We start from the raw sequence: 18,343 nt of genomic DNA on the forward strand, positions 1-18,343 counted from the left end.
CTTCACTCATCACAGATGACCTGAAGCATAAAGGGGACAGTGTCGGAGCGGACGATCAAGTCAGTAAGCCGGAAATCGCAGAATTGGTATTGAAGATTGATAAGTATATATTGTAAGAATGAGAGACTTCCGTTGGATACGGGGGTCTTTTTTTCATGCGCAGAGTAAAACACGCCACTTTCCGGTACTGGAAAGTGGCGTGTTGAGGATGTTATTTATCGTTGTCTTTTTTCACTTGATCGTCTATCGGAACATATTCTCCCTTAAGTCCATCTTTCTCGATGTCGTAGTACTTGTCTGCACCTACTCCACCTTCATCAATCATTCTTGAAATACCTTTCGTGCGCATTTCATGTTCTTTAACAATTCTTTTACGGTCGTCTTTAGTCATGTTCGTCTCCACCTTTTATTAAAATGTATTTTTCAGGATAAATGTGTACATTTGCAGGTGTGTCTACCTGTTAATTATTCTTCGTTGATTTGCCTTCGGGTACTTCGATGACTTTTTCTGCTGGCGGCACTTTTTTAATATCATAATACTTATCCGCGCCCATCCCGCCTTCACCGATCATTTAGGAAATCTCTCTCGTGCGCATTTCGTTTGTCTTCATAATTTCTTTTCTGTCGTCTTTAGCCATTTTTAATTCCTCCTTTAAAATAAAATACGCTTTTACTCTTTGGGGAAATAGAATGTGTGACTGTACTCTGTGTTGAATCTTCTCTTCTATTTTAACACAAATACGTCAAGGATTGGTGAAATGGAAGCACTCCACTAGAATATTAACAGAAGATTGTGTTACCAGAAGACAATGGAATGAAAGTAATGATATATTTAAAGGGAAATGGGGTGCTTATGATGAACAATATACAAAGAAAAAAGAGTATTCCTCATATATATGTTAAAAACAATGAAATCTCTAACGTAAGTGATGGATTCCTGGAGTTAACTGGATACGAGGAAAGGGACTTCGTCGGATTATCCCTTATAGATTTAGGAGTATTACTAAAATCAGAACATCAACTATCCATCCAAGCTATTGAAGATGTAGCACGTGGCTATATTTATACACATGATTTATTGCCGAAAGAAGTGGCAATAAGCGTTAGTACGCTGGATTCTGGTGTTGAATTATATTATTTCGAGAACTTGGAAAGTCCTTCATTGTATTTCACGTTAGATAATTTCGGTAGCGAGGCAGCCAATAAGAATGGTTCTGTCGCGATTTTTAGCTATCCCGAAGGAATTCTTCTGCAGCATGATGAGAACTATATAGATGTCTTATCGTCGATGAATAGTAATTCCGACAACGTATTAGGTAATCACGCCGAATTTCCAGCCGCCATCATGGATGTACTTTCTAAGGGCGTGTCCCTTCATGAATTTGAAGTAGAGGCTGTCGGGGATGGGGGAATGTCGACGTATTGGGATATCAATATAAAAATGATTAACGGAGAACGGGATCGCCAATTTACCGTCATTTCCTTTTATGATGTAACGGAGAGGGCCAATATGAGAAAGTGTTCCGAAAAACAGCATGCAGATGTGGAACTGGTTCTGGGGAATATGTCAGATGCGATTAATATATTGGATAAGGACGGAAACTACGTGTATGTAAACAATACGGGTAAAGACTTCCTATCTCGATATCTACCGTCGTATAACATGAATATACAATCTATTTCGAGTAAAGTAATATGTGTGGCGCGTGAATTAAATGATGAAAATGGGGAAAGGATACTGTTTGAAAATACCCCTGAACAGCGAGTATTACGTGGTGAAAGGTTAAGCAATCATAAAATTATTGAAACGAGCGAATGGCCTACGACGTATTATTCATGTGAGGGCCTACCCCTTTATGACAAGCAAGGGAATATAGACGGCGGTATTCTGATTTACAAAGATATAGAGCTTAATCATAAAGTCGCGGAATATCAAGCGCTACGAGAGAACATGGACGTGTCTCCAATTTTTTATATGTCCTTTTCTCCGGGTGACTATAAAATCAATTATATTAATCAACATACATTCCAATTTTTAAAGAAACAACGAAAAAATATCTCCACAGAACTAGATATAATCGGGAGATCTCTTTTTGATTTCTATAGAGTAGATAATTTACAAGGCGTGAAAAATGGAATTCAGACTTCTATAGAAACTAAAAGTCCTTTTGTACACAAACATCAAGCCATGTTAGGTGGAGTGGTGAAGTACACAAAAACCATATTCCATCCTATATATACTTGTGACAATATAGTAGAGAAGATTGTCGCGATAGGGTTTGATATTTCAGATGAGGAAATCGCAAAAGAAAACATGGAGAAACTACTCACAATGCAAGAAGAAATCTTCATTAATATATCTCATGAACTAAAAACACCGTTAAGTGTCATATTCAGTAGCGCACAATTATTGAACTTGTATTTGGAAAATGATTCTCTCGAAGAATATAGGGAAGAAATACTCAATATCAATAAGGCGACGATACAAAATTATTATCGACTCATAAAATTGGTGAATAATATTTTGGACATTTCCAAGTTGGAATCGGAAGTGTATGAATTGGTCACATACAATCATAATATAGTAGAGATTATTGACGAGATTGTAGAATCGGTTTCAGACTATACGAGTTCTCAAGATATTCAACTCCTGTTTGACCCCGATGTGGAGGAGGTAATTATGGCATTGGATGTCTATAAATTCGACAGGATTCTACTCAACCTAATTTCAAATGCAATTAAATTTTCTGCAATAGGTAAACAGATACTAGTGAAATTGGCAGTAACCGACCACCATACTGTCAGGATCTCCGTCATTGACGAAGGAATCGGGATCGAGGAAAAAGATTTACAGGAAATCTTTAAAAAGTTCATCCAATTAAATCAGAATTTCAATCGTCTATCTGAAGGCACGGGACTTGGTTTACCTTTAGCAAAATCTTTAGCTGAACTACATGGCGGCACACTGCATGTTGAAAGTGTTTTCGGTGCGGGCGGTACATTTATTGTTGAGCTACCCATCGAGAATTCTACCTATAACGGAAGTGTATATGAGCTAAATAGTGAGATGGATAGGGCGGAGAGAGTGAGATACGAATTCTCGGATATTTATTTCTAGAAGAATTCGTTTTTTAGTAGCTTTAAATTCTTTAGTAATGAGTCTGTGTTCTATACTCTAGAATGTATAAAATATCTCGCTAATGATTAAGTTGATTTCATGAACAGGGGCAATTCTTTAACGAGGATTGCCCCTTTTTCAGCTACAGGAAAAGTTTTGGAAGAGTGAAACGAAAGCAAGAGCTGATTCGTCTAAATTTCAAGAGGTGGAAACCAAAATTTTACTATTTGGAAAGGATGAAAAAATGAAATCCAAATTTATCATGATAGTTCTATCACTTGGTCTTTTACTTACAGGGTGTACTAAAAGTAGTCAAAGCGTCGTTAACAGTCCGGAAGATGCTTTAAAATCAATAGAGAGTGGGAACGAAGAAAGAGAAATACATGTGTATGGTTCATATAAAGTTAGCGAAGAATTGGAGTTACTTATTTTTAGGGGTGTAATGAATGATCAGGATATTTGGGTAGCTGACGTTCATAAAGTGGACGGTCAATGGGTAGCTAAAGGAATCGTTCAAATGAATGGCCCCTTTAAGGAAAGTGATGACATTCAAACTCTGCTTCTACGTGACGAATTTGGACTTCCTTTGGATTATGAATTGGGGTATATCAAAAGCAATGTACCCGTCCCTGAGGATTTACATGTGTTTGAGATCGAAGGGATCTCTGATTGGAAAATATGGATTAAAGAAATTTAAATAACATTGAAACGAATAGGTGGTAAACGGCTTTGATAAACGAATACGATCCATGCTGCGGTCAGGACGAAATATACTATAACCATCTGAATAAACAAGTGCAATAGTGTGAAGATAAAGGGGATTTATATGAATACAAAACGTAAAAGGAAGGTATGGGGGATAGGTTTCGGAGTATTTATTGTACTTGGTATAGCTTTCATATCTTGGTATTATCCATTATCACCTTTTAGCATCCATCAAAGTTTTACCTATCATCCTAGTTCGGAAACGCATAATGGTAAAACCTACGAAGAAGAGGTTGGTCAGTTTAAAGCCGCCTATGAGAAAGATCTAGATAAGGATGTAAAAAGTGAAAATCACAATCCTACGGTATATCGAACTCAATATATTCTTCCGACTTTTGAACAACAATGGTTGCTTGGGACCGAATCCAAAACAATTGATAAAGATCAACTGGATCAAATACTTCTCGATGTACAACAGGCAAGAAATACCCTGTTAAGCCTTGTTTCTGAAGGAGATTATTCCAGAGAAGAAAGAGTATACCTGGTGGATAGCATAAACGCACTCCTTAAATTGGAAGATAGTGTTAGAATGATAAGAAACGGAAAGTATTTTTCCAGAAGCGATTTGCAAAGGATGTTAGGTACTGTACGTGGAGATTTTCGAGCAAGTTTTAATCACTATACCACCGTTTTTTATGATGTATCTCACAAGTGAGAGTACGAAGCAATCGGCCAGGTTAAAGAATTTCTTTTATATAAATGGAGCAGAAGGTGTATGAGTAGTGGAAATCTTTAAACAAAGAATTAAAGCAAGCTTTTTTTATGTAATCATATTTTTGGCAATCTATATTCCATATAATTTTATAGCAAATAATGTTTTGATAGAAAAAGAGGTTTTGATGTTAGCGATTTCAACGGGGCTGATATATAACTTCATTATAATTCCATATATAGTAAATGAACGCCCCCCAAAAAAATGTGAATAGGATAGAAAATTACTCTGTTCGGGAACATTTCATTAATAAGATTTGTGCTTCAAGCGGGCCAATTAATCTACTTGGGGGCGTTATTATTGAGAAGAGGAAGTATAGGCATGGCTTTATTTACAGGTGCATTTGTACTGATAGTCATGCTTGTTATGGAGTATTTAATCCCCAATATCCATACGATAATAAAGATTATCGTTGTTGGTTTATCAGCTATGATAGGTGGCATGATCGGCAATAAGTTTTTTCCTAATAGGCAGTAATATTGTGTAATTGGGCTAGGTTCTTTAAATAACACTAAACTAATGAGGGAGTGAAATTGGTGAAGAAATTATTTTTAATAATGTTCTTTGCTTTTGCAATCTTATCTCTATCAGCCTGTGCACAGAAAAAGTTAAGCTTTGAGGAAGTGGATACTGTTCCTCAAAAAGTAAAGAAAGCAATAAACCCTGATGATCAACTTCAAATGATTAATAAAAATGGTAAAATATCTTACATTGTTTTTCAATCACAAGAAGATGTTAAAGCTAGTTTGGAAGCAGTAGATAAAACAGCACTTATCAAGTTGGATGAAGTGGATGCGAACGATAATAAACTAAAGCAATATATATACACGTTAACAACAGACGAGTCCGTTGATACTATTGATATCCAAGTTAATGGTAAATCAACGCCTTATCCTATGACTAGTATAGACTAATGGGGTTTTAACAGCACAATGCTTGTGCTTCAATCGGGCAAATTTACTTAATTATATATTTTCCATTCAGGGGTGTTTAAAAATGATAGAAGTAGATGAATTCCCAGTGCTTGAAACAGATAGATTGATTTTAAGACAAGTAACTAACGATGATGCAAAGAACCTTCTAACGTATTTTTCTGATACTGATGTGATGAAGTACTATGGATTAGAACCATTTAAGTCAATTGACGATGCATTGGCTGAAATTTCATGGTATCAGTCAATTTTTGAAAAAGGAACTGGCATTAGGTGGGGAATCTCGTTAAAGGGATCGGATGAGATAATCGGTAGTTGCGGTTTTTTAAATAAATCTGTTGAGCATTCTCGGATTGAAATCGGTTATGAGTTAAGCAAAGAGTATTGGGGGAAAGGTATTGCAGGTGAAGCATTGGAATCGGTAGTTAAATATGGATTCCAAAACTTACAGTTAGAACGAATTGAAGCACTAGTCGAACCTGCTAATTTAGCATCGCTGAAATTGCTAGATAAATTGGGTTTTGAAAAAGAAGGATTATTAAGACATTATGAATTTACTTGTGGCAAATTCGATGACTTATATATGTATTCCATTTTAAAATCTGATCTTGTCACTACTTAAAGAATATTAATTTCAATAATCGGGCCAGATTGAGAAAAAAAGATTCTTAAAAGGATTTCTATACTTTAAGGGGTGAAAAAATGAAAAAAGGCTTGGGAGCAGGCTTGGAAATGATTCGTATCGCATTTATATTATTAATTATTGGAGCTCTATTAAGTGGCCTTGTGAAATTAATCTATACAAGTTTTGGAGCAAGTGTAGATGATACTAATGGCGCTTGGCTAGTAGGAGTAGCCATCCTAATTATTCTTTTTGTTTTGTATAGAAACAAGCTGCAGTTCTCTGGATTTTACAAAGGCGATAAAAATGTAAAACTACCAAGAAGTATAAGCGCCATTCTAGTTTCAAGCTCTATATTAATGTTAATTATTGCTCCCATTATCCGCTAACGGGCGCGTTTGTGTTATAAGCGATTTCGTCTATATCATAATCGGGCCATTTTATTCGTTAATACAGCTATAAATGGCTTTATTAATTTATTCTAGAAGGAGTTGAGACAGATGTTTTACGCTCCACTTTTTGAAAATGATGTACCAGCTGCATTCTCCCGCTCTTGACGGAGAGAATGTAAAGTGTACTTCTCTCCGTTAAGGCGCTTATAAAAAGCTTAAAAACGGAGGGTGCGGAATGAAAAATACATTTATTGGTTCATTATATCTAATTTTAGCCTCTAGCATTTGGGGAGGCATGTATGTTGTCGTTAAAGTTGTGGTGGCAGTCATACCACCGGTTGAACTTGTTTGGATAAGGTATGTGATTGCTCTTCTTGCTTTAGTCACGATTGGACTGTTAACCAAACAGAATTGGAAGATAAAAAAACAGCATATTGGCCTTATAGTTGCGATTGCAGTTATAGGGTATGCGGTCTCTATTGTTGCCCAGGAAACAGGAACAATGCTTACTACTGCACAAATGGGCGCGATTATAACCTCTACAACACCAGCATTCATGGTTGTATTCGCTAGTTTAATCCTGAAAGAGCGCCTGACTATCAGAAAATTTGTTTCGGTGTTTCTGGCGACTGTTGGTGTGATTGTGATTGTTGGGGTCGATAATCTGGATATGTCCAGTATGCTTGGTGGTCTATCGCTTATTATAGCAGCGTTGACATGGGCACTCATGTCCGTGCTTATAAAACGTCTGCCCCATGATTATTCTCAAATCGTTGTCACAACATATGCGACTTTAATCGCTGTGATTATTTTAACTCCCTTTGTTATTCCAAGATTGCCTGAGATTAATATGAGTGATCTGGTCAGACCAGAGATTTGGGGAGGTTTAATTTATCTGGGGATTATATCTACAGCCATTGCATTTCTGCTGTGGAATCGTGGTCTACAAAAGTTAAATGCATCCAGTGGTGGTCTCTATTTTTTCTTCCAACCAATTGTGGGAGCTTTACTAGGATGGCTGATACTTGGCGAAACGCTTACTTTCACCTTTTGGATTGGATCCATCTTAATTCTCTTTGGTGTCTTGATTGTTATTAAAGACGAACATGGAAATCATCCTGAGAAAGCTTATTAAAAACGGATAACTGGGAACACAGATATTTAAAGGTATCTGTGTTCTTCTAGTTAATCTTTATCAGCTGAGTATTTATAGCTTTTATTCAATTTCACTATCGGGTGCGTTTGTGAGATGAGGATTGTGCCTGAATCGGGCCAAATTGTGTAAAATGGTTATTCAATGATAGAGGTTGAAGTAACGGGAAAGCAGGATCGGTTTATGAAGGCATTTAAAAAAATAATTAAATTCCTAAATAGAATGAAAGACATAGATAGAGAAGGTCTTTCGGATAAAGAAAAAGAATACTTGGACAGAATTCCAACACAAAATCCATATGGACTAATAGGAATGATTCTCGGAGGAATTGCTTTTACTTTTGGATCACAGTACGGCTTTATTCCCGTTATTACATTGGCCTTTTGTGTAGTGACTATATTTACTTTTGATAAAGAAAAAGAAGATAATCCTTGGCCTTTTTATGTAGGCATTATACTTTCATTGATCGGCTTAAATATGTTTATTAATGGGGAATTACATGAGCTGATATTTTAATATCTTTTTTCCGAAAGGCTTCTTTCCCATAGGTCATGCCTATCTTATTTAGGTACACTATTGGCTAACGATGGACTAACAACTTATTAAATAAACGGGCTCGGTTAAATGAATAAGAATCGTATCATAATCGGGTGATTAGATGGTTGATAAAAATTTAAGCTATATAACTGACTAGCAATCAGTCTGATTATTTTGATTATTAATATAGACGGTTATTACCATCAAGTTTTAGTTTCAGGAAAGAAATGCACCAAACGACAATTAAGAGAAAAGTATAAAAAAGCAAAAGAATTAACGTATGACAGTAGGGATTTTCCTGCAATATTTTGTACGCTCCATAACTTTGAGGGAATCTTTTTTGATGTTAAGTTGGAAGTCGATTTTGTTATTGATACCGATACAGATAGAATTTATTCACCAACGTATTAGATCAACGGGTTCAAACCACTATCCCACCTATGGGTGCGATTATAACACGAGGTTTATTTTTGTCACTTAGTTGTTCATTAGCAGTTGGAGGAACGTTTGTGACTATAGGTAGCGTGCTGATTGTCTATACCGTCTTAAACCTAATGTTCTTCGTGCAATAAGGAAATACAGAATTCCTTATTGCACGAGGTGGAGAGCATGCAAGTGAGACACTGAAGCAGATAGAACGGTGGAGTGTTGGGATTACAATTAAGCTGTTCATTGTCGCGTTCGGTTACGTTTTCTCTCTAGTGGATATGATACGAAATGCACCGCCAGGATCAGCACCATTTATCACCAGGTAAGCGCTATAGGTGTCCTGTTTTAGTCAATGAGTTAGACACTTCATTATCAATTATATAAAGTACATGAAGAAATCCGGCCAAATCAATAATTGGCGGGATTTTTTCATGGATTTAATACCGTGGCTGCTCATCGTGAGAAGGAATAGTTTCAAGTGTTCGTTCATCAATAAAGATATCGTGAAATTCAAAGAGTTAAGGGGAAGCAAAATAATTAATAGGAGAATTACGATATTCATTTGACGAAATACACTATTCTATATTAATATTAAGGTAGTTAGTGGTACCGAATACCGGCGATACAGAGTACTGAAATAATAACTAATCAAGTGGAGGTAGGGATGGGAAATATTACCGAAATGTTAAAAGGTGTTCTTGAAGGGTGTGTGCTGGAGTTCATTAGCCGTGGCGAAACGTACGGATATGAAATTACGCAACAGCTTCGGGAACTGGGATTTACTGATGTAGTTGAAGGCACGGTGTATACGATTACTATGAGACTTGAGAAAAACAACTTGGTGAACATCGAGAAAAAACCATCCAATATGGGACCGCCTAGAAAGTTTTACACACTCAATGATGCGGGTCGAGAGCAACTTACACTATTTTGGGCTAAGTGGGAATTTGTCTCGAATAAAATGAACGAACTACAATCAAACTAAATTAAAAAGGAGATAGAAGATGAATATTTTTGAGAGAATTATTGGCAGTTTTGATGACAAGAGAGAATGGAAGGCTATGAAGGCGCGTGTGAAGGAACTACCGAGTGAGTACCGTAACGCTTACAAAGCAATCGAAAAATATCTATCGGCGTGTGGTGGCCTGACTGACTGGAAAGATATCAGCCGTATTTTTGGTAGCATTCTCGATCTCTTCGAAGAAGGTGCAGCGCAAGGAAGGAAAGTTACGGAACTCACTGGTGAGAATGTAGCCGATTTCTGCGATGAATTAGTGAAGGACGCAAATACTTGGACGAACAAGTATCGAACGAAGTTGAACGATACGATTCATCGTGGTTAACGTAACACATTAGAAAAAAAGATTAGTGACACTTTGAGATGGAGCTTCACATCTTATTCATATGTAATTCGATTAACGTGCTACGTATCTACTTTTAACAACAAGTCGTAACTTCTTCCACAATTCAAGTTCGAGTCAAGCTGTTGTAACTATGTCGATTTCGATTCAGTATTTGAGTAGCCAGACGTTTATGGTCAATGTATAAACTTTCAAGGGGATGCCGACGTTGGTATTTCCTTTTTTATTGGATTTTTCGATGAATCCCATACATAACATAAAGTGCTTTGTCATGTTGCTAAACTGTTGTGAGTAGTGCAAAGGATTGTCTAATTCAATTACCCTTAAATCATACTTGACGAATAAGGATTAAGGGGATAAAGTATAATTTATAGTAAATTCTACAATAATATAAAAATAGAGGAGCATGGTATGATGAATACTTTTTTACTCATTGTGAACATTGCGGGCCTATTATTACTAGTCGGCCTATTATATAGAATGAATCGCAAAAAGGTTTCATTTTCAAAACGTGTTTTTACGGGGCTAGGGCTCGGGATTGGCTACGGACTTATTTTACATTTTGCATATGGTACAGAATCTGAGATCCTCAAGCAGTCGATGCCGTGGTTTAACTTAATCGGGACCGGCTATGTTAAATTACTGCAAATGATTGTTATGCCACTTGTTTTTATTTCCATCTTAGCAGCCTTTACGAAAGTGACGATTGGAAAAAACTTTGGTAAAATGGCGGGGACGATTTTAGGTATGCTCGTCGGTACAACTGCGATTGCTGCGATTGTGGGAATTTCAGTCACGCTTCTATTTGGACTGGACGCTTCTGAAATTGTACAAGGAGAAGCAGAAGCGGCGCGTGGGCTTTCTATGGAAGAGAACTACGAAACTGTAGCTGATCTTTCATTACCTGAAAAACTCATTGATTTATTACCTGCCAATCCTTTCCTAGACTTCACGGGAGCGCGTCCAACTTCAACAATTGGCGTCGTTATTTTTGCGGCATTCCTTGGGTTTGCTTACTTAGCGATTACAAGAAGAGATGAAGAAAATGCGGTCACGGTAAAAAAAGGAATTGACGCGATGTACGCGTTGATCATGGGTGTTGTACGAATCGTTCTTCGTTTGACGCCATATGGTATTTTAGCGATCATCGCGCGAACTGTAGCGACGTCTGACTTTATGGCGATTTACAGTCTCGGGAAGTTTGTTCTTGCTTCGTATGTCGCCTTACTCGTGATGTTCGGCATTCATTTGCTCATTATTACATTATCGGGATTAAATCCAGTGACGTATGTGAAAAAAGCAGGAGAAGCGTTGATATTTGCTTTCACATCACGCTCAAGTGCGGGCACATTACCGTTAACGATTCATGCACAAACCAACCGTTTAGGCGTACCTGAAGGAATCGCAAACTTTTCTGGATCATTTGGTTTATCGATCGGGCAAAATGGTTGTGCAGGGATTTACCCAGCGATGCTCGCTGTCATGATTGCTCCATCGGTTGGTATAAATCCACTGGACCCAACATTTTTAGTAACATTAATCGCGGTCGTTGCGGTTAGCTCATTTGGTGTAGCGGGTGTTGGGGGAGGCGCGACATTTGCCGCAATTCTAGTATTGTCGGCATTAAATCTTCCTGTTGCACTCGCAGGGTTATTGATTTCGGTTGAACCATTGATTGACATGGGCCGTACTGCGGTAAACGTCAGTGGTTCGATGACAGCGGGTGTCACAACAGCCCGCGTGACGGGTGAACTTGATACGGAAATGTATAATGAATCACTTGAAAAACAAACAGTAGAAGCGTAATTTAAAGTAATCCCGCAGGAGACGGCATTGTCTCCTGCGGGATTTTTTTAATGAAATGAATATCGGATTAGAACGCCAGGTCGAACTGGATAAAATGGAATTATTTGATTTATGTAAGATGTTTTTTGGGAAATTCTGTTATACTAGTAGAAAAATAAGTGTAGATTCACAGATCCGCAAGAGTGCCAGGACCGTGTATTAAGAAAAACAAGCTGTTTAAGGGGAATTAGGTTATGAATACACCAGAGTGGAAACAAAATGATGCATGGACATGGAAGGAATTTATTTTGCTATTATTACTCGAATTTGTATTCGTCATGGTAGCTGTTAAATATGGTATGCAGTCACTATATCAATTCTGGTTTGATCATACACTATACTCAGGAACGGTGACTGGATTAACAATTGCAGTTGTGCTCATGTTAGGTTTATATTTTATTGCGTTGAAACCACAAAATTTGTCATGGAGAGATGTTGGAGTAAAAGGGTTTCCTGCATCGTATTGGTGGAGGATTCTAATGTGGCTATTCATAACCATTGTGTTAAGTGTGGCTGTCGTACTTTTAACTAGCCTGGTCGGAAATGATGTAGATAACAGTAAAACGGAGAGCCTGCAACAAAATGTAAACGTAATTACGGTTTTTATAGCCTTTGTTTCCGCTGGTATCATATCGCCTATATACGAGGAGATTTTTTATCGAGGGTTTATTTATCGTTGGCTAAGAGTCAGACTTGGAATGGGCTGGGGGATTGTGTTCAGCTCACTGATCTTTACGGCTGCTCATTTTCCAACGTTAAATGCGATGCCTGTAAATTTTATCACTGGTGTTGTATTTGCTTGGACCTATGAAAAGACAGGTTCTATTATTCCGGCAATAATTATTCATGGCATATTTAATACAATTGCAGTTTTACTAACAGCAATGGGCTGAATTATGGTTTTACTAGTAACTGGGGGGAATTCTCGAAGAAGGATTGCACTTGTTTTCGGTAATTGGTCCAGATTAGTAAGTTATGGGAGGATATATCTTGAATACAATAATACTAGTTACATTGCTTGTTACTCTGCTAGTCTCCACCATAACTGGTATATGGATATTTAAACTAAAAAGTAATAAGTGGTTGAGTGTTTTAACAGCATGGGTTATAAATACTGTGATCTTACTAATAGCGACCGTCCTTTTTTGTAAATTTGATGTACAAGCTTTTCATAAACAAACAGATGGTGTCTTTAGTAGTTTGGGAGTACTAGTATTCGCATTTTTTATTCCAGTGCTAACACTTATAAATTTCTATACTCTAGAATTTCTAAGATACCAATATAAGAAAATGTCTTACTAATGATGTATTCTATTTCGTCAACGGGGCGTTACCTGAACAACCATTACGCATCAAACGGGACAAATTCTTAAGTACTGGAGAGATTAAAATTAAACATATAATGACAGAGTTGTTTGGAATACCTATAGCTTTTTTATTTTTGGGTGTCGTGTTTTTAATATTTGGAGCTAATGGAGAAGGGATGGCAACCACGTTCTCACGACCTGCGGGGGCATCAAGTTGGACTACTGAGGGTAGCACTATACATGCATTCACATTTATACCACTCCTTTTGGGTGTTTCTTTTCTGATATTGTTCATTAGCACTTTTTCTATATCTTTTTACAAATGGCAAAAGGGTGGTTAATTACGTTATCGAGTACTAATTCTTGAAGAAGCATTTGCATCCTTTTCAGTAACTGGGCCAATTTTTAATAGTTGAGCAACTAGAAAATGAAGATGAAATGGTTAATTAAGGATATTGAAAAAACAATTAACGAGGATATTTATTGCACAAATATGATGCCAATAATTTGCTAGTTAGTATTAAAAACATAATAGGAGGATGTTTGAAATGAAAAATACAAACATAGGGTTGGTTTTAGTTCTATCGAGTGCCCTTATCTACGGCTCTGCTTTAATATCAGCATCCATCTATTCTCTTACTCTTGGGGGTGTTGATGGACAAGGCTGGAACAGTAATTATGGAGTTTTTGGAACTGCACTGTTAAAAGTAGGGTTTATCCCATTGATAATATCCATTTTGTTGGTAATAACCGGCATCAGGTTTTTAGTGACTGAGGATAGAAAAGCATAATAATATTGGCGGGCGAACGAACGAACGAAGCGAATTCCAGTACAGAATTGCAACAGGTTTACATAAGGACCGAATTTCAACCAACTAGAAGGAGAGAATTTCATGGGAAGAGTTCTAACAGCAATTATTTCAACTATTATCTGTGGTGCAGCTGCAAGTTTTATAGAACCATTAGTATTTGCAATGAGTTTGCCTGTTGCGTTAATGGGAGGATTTATTTTGTTGGAAATTCAACGTAAAAAAGAAAAACAAAATGCACTTTGAGTTAGGGATCTAATGCTTTAAAAAACAAGCACCTCTAAAATCGGTTGCGGTTATCGCATATGCATTATGCCTAAAATGAACCAAATGATTGATTAATAAGGATTGAAAGAAGGGATTTGTATGAAGAGTAATAATAAGAAAGTTTACATTCTAAGTTTAAGTATTGCCTTTGTTATTCTCTTTTCTTTTATTCCTAGTTTCGGATTGAGGATTGATGATGGTTCTCGATTTTTGGGATTTCCTGCTGAGTGGCTAGGTATATATGAATACGGTGGCTTTAGTTTTATGTGGTTAGGTTTTTTGTTAATACCGGATTTTTTTATTTGACTTTTTCCTTCTTGAATACAGTTTTAGTTAGATTAAACAATTCGAGAAGTAATAAGTCGGATAATGTATAGAAGAATGGTTATGATCTAGTGGTTAACTATCAAATGCGTTAAACAAATAGAGTGATTTCGGAACAGAGCCATAATAACCACCAAACCAAACCAAACCAAACCAAACCAAATACAAAATAGAGGAAAGTAAAAAAACTACTGTTTCATGGGGGACTTGCGTGTGGAGAATATTTGGCAACAAGACAATAATTACGGCAGATTAGAATCATTAACAGTTGAAATTGTAAAACAAGCGGAAGAAAAATTGAAAGTTAAGTTACCGGATTCTTACATAAGTGTTTTGAACCAACAAAATGGTGGTTACATTAAATTTAATTCATATCCTTTAGATGTACCGACTTCGTGGGCTGATGATCATGTTCATGTTGATCACATATTTGGGATTGGTGTGGGAAAGGAAAGTGGAATACTAGAAAGTGAATATTTAATTCGTGAATGGGGTTTACCTAAGAATGTTGTACTAATTTCTGGAGATGGGCACTCTTTTGTTGCACTTGATTATCGGAATAGTAAAGTGGACCCTCCTGTAATTTTTTTAAATGCTGAACAGAATCAAGAAATTAGATTAGCGAAGAATTTCGAAGAATTTATGACTGGACTTGTTGATTACATTGAACAAGAGGGAATAGATACATTTAATACTGGACTTACCAAACAAGAAATAAAAGATTATTACGCTAAAATAGATGACTTAATTCAAAAGGGAACACCAAAAGAAATTGACCGTTTATTTACAAATATACTCTCAACTAATAACGAGTTGATACGATATATGGTCGAAAAAATGAGATGTCATCAAAATCCAAAAGTACATTACAATTCACTTCTTTTTTTAAACTGCTGTGCAAGAGGCGATAATAACGGGATTTTAGAAGATGATTATTTACTTGAAGTTTTACAGGGATTCTCCAAAAGTGAAAATAAGAATGTTTTAGAATTTGCTCTATCTTCATTAAAACTATTACAAAGTAGATTTAGTATATAATTTAGTCGATTTTTCAACTAATGGTCCAGATTGAAGAAAATCTTTTATTATATGGGACAGAGGGTGTATGAGTAGTGGAAACGTTTAAACAACGACTTAGAGTAAGCTTTATTCATGTAATTATATTTCTGGTAATCTATATACCATATAATTTTATAACAAATAATGCTTTGATCGATAGGAAGTTTTTGTTGTTAGTAGTTGCAGTAGGGTTAATATATGGTTTTATTATAAATCCATATATAGTAAATGAACGCTCTCAAAAAGACCGTGAATAGGGTAGAAGATTACCGAGCTCGGGTGCAGATATTGCAAAATACTTATGCCTAGAATGGGCTACTTTGTTGGAGGATGTTTTCACATATTCATGTAGATAGGAAGGGAATATATGTATGATAAAACAAGCAAAAATATAATGATAGGTATTTTAGTGTGTTTGGCAATAATTGCATTAAAACCGACGCCGTCTTTTCAATCTGACTTTCCATCCTTATTAGAAGTAAGTGATTATAGTGGTGAAACAGTTGTTCAACTTGCAGAAAATAGAATAGCAATTGTTGATACTAACATAGACTCAGGAATGCGTGGAGAAGTATTGGTAGTCGAATTTGATGAATCGAATAAAAATTTTAAAGTGCTTGGTCGATACAATTACATCAATGAATTATTTAATGAGTAAAAATAAAATTAGGTGAAACGGAACTATGCTCAAGTATCGCGGGCGGATTCTTTCACAAGGAATTGCGGCTTTTTTCAGCAACTGGGCCAATATTTAGTTGAATATAAGTAGGCAGATTAAGGGGGAGTTTTGTGAAGTTATTATTATCCATTCTATTAGCTGGACTTTTAGGTATCTTGGCTCTCTTAGATCCTATTGGAATTTATATCTTATGTGCAGTTATTATAGGAGTCGTTTTCAGGACATTTATTTTAATTAATGAGATCCATAAACAAGTAGTAACAGCCAATGGCAATGATAGGATGAAAGCGGCATACGAAAGATATATAAAAGAAAGAGACAAAAAAGAAACGGAAAACTAATAGAAGACGTTTTTAATAACCGGGTGCGGTTGATTCACGAACAATCACTCCCAATACCGCAATAGGGCCGGTTTAATAATAGTTATAGCTTGTTATAAACAGTGGATTTTCTTGAAAAAGGGATGAATAAAATGAAATCTAAAATCTATTTATTAATTTTGATTTCTCTTGTATTGGCTGTGGTTACATCCAATTTAAATATTCATACTGACATTAAATCTGTTATTTATGGATTGTCAGTGGAGGTTTAATTTTAGGGGCATATATCAGTGTTGAAAAACCAAAAGAAACTAAAGAATTTTAAAAAGGATAGTGATAGAATGTTTTTAAGTTTTTTTTACATATTGGTGTTATCAATTTTTGTGAGTTCAGTTGGTGGCTTTATTTTTTATAAACTAAGTTATAAATTTTTGTTACCAAAAACAATTAGTTCTGTTTTGGGTGGGATATTGACTTTCCTTCTAAGCTATCTATTTGTAATGATATTTATCGAGATCAAATTATTATATGGCGTTATAACTGCATTGGCTATATATATTTGGTTCCTCAAAATGCCAGAGAGACATTTGGAATGAAAACTACTATTAACAGGCGTATTTAATTCATAAGGACATGGCTGCAATCGGACCATTTTATTGAATGACCTTTAAGATAAATTAGAAAAGGCGAATATGCCAAAAAAAGCGGGGAGGGAAATTGTATGCTGATTAGCTTGATGCAGGGGATAGGCATTTTTTATTATTGGACTTGGTTTTTCTGGCCATTTGTATTTGTTTTTTCATTGGTTTATACGATTTCTTCATTAGTGAAAGACGAGAAAACATCAATGAAGCCTGCGATAGTCGCTTCTATATCACTTTTAATAATCTTAGCTGGAGTGACTTCCCCGACATTTAATTAGGCACTCAACGGATGTGAATCCTGTGTAAGGTATCTTCACTCTATTTGGTAATTGGACTATTAAGAGGCGAAAGGGGAGGATGTTTTGATAAACATTTTCTTAGGGTTAATAATGTTCATGTCAATTACTTTTCTTTTACTCGGAATAAAGAGAAAATCGAAATTAACTATATTTTTTGGTGCTATCGCTTTTATTGCGCCTCTACTTTATTTGGGCTTCAGAAATTGGATAGTTTTGTTGCCATTAGTTCCTGCAATATCATTTGTAGTCTCAGATTTAGTAATTAAAAAAAGGGATTCTGCACAAGGGTAGTGGGCATGGCTTTAGATATTCCATTCCATTCCGTAACTGGTGCTGATTGCTTAGCAAAGCATTCTCCAAACGGACTATTTTGAAGAGTTATAGTCGGTGCATTATTGTGTCAGATGGTAAGGGGGGCGCGTGGAATGGACAACCAGAATTTCAAAGTAATATCCTTGGCTTGTTTATTAATTTGTATACTAGCTTGGATTCCTAATATAGTTTTCCAAGTAGCCAGTCCTTTATTTTTAGTGACTTTTATTATTGCTCCAGTGGGAATTTTATTCGCAGCATTGGTAAGAAAATATTGGTTAATCGTAGCTAATATTTTTATGTTTTTCAGCTTTTTCATATTTATGTTTGTGGTTTATTTTGTGAACGCCAACTGACGTCAAAATTCAAGGATATATTATTCACGAACAAAGGGGGCGTATGTTCGCAAAAGGTTTGTGTCTTAAATGGCCCAAATAATAGAGGATTGATTTTTATA

General features: G+C 36.1%; 21 protein-coding genes and 2 pseudogenes. 22 read left to right on the forward strand and 1 reads right to left on the reverse strand.

Annotated features, from left to right (window positions below; genetic code table 11):
* Window positions 1–116 (forward strand): annotated as a pseudogene (locus tag CSV68_RS10520) (chemotaxis protein CheV); the annotation flags it as partial.
* Between the two features lie 95 nt (window positions 117–211).
* On the opposite strand, the gene CSV68_RS10525 reads toward CSV68_RS10520, so the two are convergent.
* The gene (locus CSV68_RS10525; RefSeq protein WP_099635405.1) at window positions 212–391 is read right to left on the reverse strand and encodes a hypothetical protein; all 180 of its coding nucleotides are present in this window, start codon (window positions 389–391) and stop codon (window positions 212–214) included.
* Between the two features lie 465 nt (window positions 392–856).
* Here CSV68_RS10525 and CSV68_RS10530 point away from each other — a divergent pair, with 465 nt between their 5' ends.
* The 21 genes and pseudogenes from CSV68_RS10530 (at window position 857) to CSV68_RS17190 (ending at window position 18,242) form a co-directional block, all read left to right on the forward strand.
* On the forward strand, window positions 857–3,118 hold the full coding sequence (locus CSV68_RS10530) for a sensor histidine kinase (protein ID WP_158233510.1): 2,262 nt from the start codon (window positions 857–859) through the stop codon (window positions 3,116–3,118).
* 127 nt (window positions 3,119–3,245) lie between these two features.
* The gene (locus tag CSV68_RS10535) at window positions 3,246–3,815 is read left to right on the forward strand and encodes a hypothetical protein (protein ID WP_099635403.1); all 570 of its coding nucleotides are present in this window, start codon (window positions 3,246–3,248) and stop codon (window positions 3,813–3,815) included.
* A 129-nt stretch (window positions 3,816–3,944) separates the two neighbouring features.
* Window positions 3,945–4,538, forward strand: a complete 594-nt coding sequence (locus tag CSV68_RS10540; RefSeq protein WP_099635402.1) for a hypothetical protein — start codon at window positions 3,945–3,947, stop codon at window positions 4,536–4,538.
* 357 nt (window positions 4,539–4,895) lie between these two features.
* Window positions 4,896–5,072 (forward strand): hypothetical protein, encoded by a 177-nt coding sequence (locus CSV68_RS17335; protein WP_199175025.1) that lies wholly within the window; start codon window positions 4,896–4,898, stop codon window positions 5,070–5,072.
* Between the two features lie 59 nt (window positions 5,073–5,131).
* Complete coding sequence (locus CSV68_RS10550) at window positions 5,132–5,509, forward strand: LptM family lipoprotein (protein ID WP_099662097.1); 378 nt, start codon at window positions 5,132–5,134, stop codon at window positions 5,507–5,509.
* An 82-nt stretch (window positions 5,510–5,591) separates the two neighbouring features.
* Window positions 5,592–6,149: a GNAT family N-acetyltransferase gene (locus CSV68_RS10555; RefSeq protein ID WP_099662098.1), complete on the forward strand. Its 558-nt coding sequence runs from the start codon at window positions 5,592–5,594 to the stop codon at window positions 6,147–6,149.
* Between the two features lie 80 nt (window positions 6,150–6,229).
* On the forward strand, window positions 6,230–6,538 hold the full coding sequence (locus CSV68_RS10560; protein ID WP_233192903.1) for a hypothetical protein: 309 nt from the start codon (window positions 6,230–6,232) through the stop codon (window positions 6,536–6,538).
* Window positions 6,539–6,776: 238 nt separating this feature from the next.
* The gene (locus CSV68_RS10565) at window positions 6,777–7,676 is read left to right on the forward strand and encodes a DMT family transporter (RefSeq protein ID WP_099662099.1); all 900 of its coding nucleotides are present in this window, start codon (window positions 6,777–6,779) and stop codon (window positions 7,674–7,676) included.
* Window positions 7,677–7,877: 201 nt separating this feature from the next.
* A complete protein-coding gene (locus CSV68_RS10570) occupies window positions 7,878–8,210 on the forward strand; it encodes a cell division protein FtsK (protein WP_099662151.1) in 333 nt (110 codons plus the stop codon).
* A gap of 1,114 nt (window positions 8,211–9,324) precedes the next feature.
* Window positions 9,325–9,645 carry a PadR family transcriptional regulator gene (locus CSV68_RS10580; RefSeq protein WP_099662101.1) on the forward strand — a complete coding sequence of 107 codons (321 nt, stop codon included), beginning with the start codon at window positions 9,325–9,327 and terminating at the stop codon, window positions 9,643–9,645.
* Window positions 9,646–9,664: 19 nt separating this feature from the next.
* Window positions 9,665–10,003, forward strand: coding sequence for a DUF1048 domain-containing protein (locus tag CSV68_RS10585; protein ID WP_099662102.1), 339 nt, complete (start codon window positions 9,665–9,667; stop codon window positions 10,001–10,003).
* Window positions 10,004–10,435: 432 nt separating this feature from the next.
* Window positions 10,436–11,827 carry an L-cystine transporter gene (locus CSV68_RS10590; protein ID WP_099662103.1) on the forward strand — a complete coding sequence of 464 codons (1,392 nt, stop codon included), beginning with the start codon at window positions 10,436–10,438 and terminating at the stop codon, window positions 11,825–11,827.
* A 233-nt stretch (window positions 11,828–12,060) separates the two neighbouring features.
* Window positions 12,061–12,759, forward strand: coding sequence for a CPBP family intramembrane glutamic endopeptidase (locus CSV68_RS10595; protein ID WP_099662104.1), 699 nt, complete (start codon window positions 12,061–12,063; stop codon window positions 12,757–12,759).
* Window positions 12,760–13,721: 962 nt separating this feature from the next.
* Window positions 13,722–13,964: a phosphatase gene (locus CSV68_RS10610; protein WP_099662106.1), complete on the forward strand. Its 243-nt coding sequence runs from the start codon at window positions 13,722–13,724 to the stop codon at window positions 13,962–13,964.
* 102 nt (window positions 13,965–14,066) lie between these two features.
* The gene (locus CSV68_RS17185; protein ID WP_158233511.1) at window positions 14,067–14,228 is read left to right on the forward strand and encodes a hypothetical protein; all 162 of its coding nucleotides are present in this window, start codon (window positions 14,067–14,069) and stop codon (window positions 14,226–14,228) included.
* Between the two features lie 120 nt (window positions 14,229–14,348).
* On the forward strand, window positions 14,349–14,555 hold the full coding sequence (locus CSV68_RS10615) for a hypothetical protein (RefSeq protein ID WP_099662107.1): 207 nt from the start codon (window positions 14,349–14,351) through the stop codon (window positions 14,553–14,555).
* A 216-nt stretch (window positions 14,556–14,771) separates the two neighbouring features.
* Window positions 14,772–15,236, forward strand: a pseudogene (locus CSV68_RS17640) (SMI1/KNR4 family protein); the annotation flags it as partial.
* Between the two features lie 763 nt (window positions 15,237–15,999).
* Window positions 16,000–16,290: a hypothetical protein gene (locus CSV68_RS10625; protein ID WP_099662109.1), complete on the forward strand. Its 291-nt coding sequence runs from the start codon at window positions 16,000–16,002 to the stop codon at window positions 16,288–16,290.
* Between the two features lie 131 nt (window positions 16,291–16,421).
* Window positions 16,422–16,652, forward strand: coding sequence for an ATP-dependent Lon protease (locus tag CSV68_RS10630; RefSeq protein WP_099662110.1), 231 nt, complete (start codon window positions 16,422–16,424; stop codon window positions 16,650–16,652).
* A 700-nt stretch (window positions 16,653–17,352) separates the two neighbouring features.
* Window positions 17,353–17,553: a hypothetical protein gene (locus CSV68_RS10640; protein WP_099662111.1), complete on the forward strand. Its 201-nt coding sequence runs from the start codon at window positions 17,353–17,355 to the stop codon at window positions 17,551–17,553.
* Between the two features lie 446 nt (window positions 17,554–17,999).
* A complete protein-coding gene (locus CSV68_RS17190; RefSeq protein ID WP_099662112.1) occupies window positions 18,000–18,242 on the forward strand; it encodes a hypothetical protein in 243 nt (80 codons plus the stop codon).
* Window positions 18,243–18,343: the final 101 nt, after the last annotated feature.

Origin of the sequence: Sporosarcina sp. P29 (assembly GCF_002743265.1) — a bacterium.
GTDB lineage: Bacteria > Bacillota > Bacilli > Bacillales_A > Planococcaceae > Sporosarcina.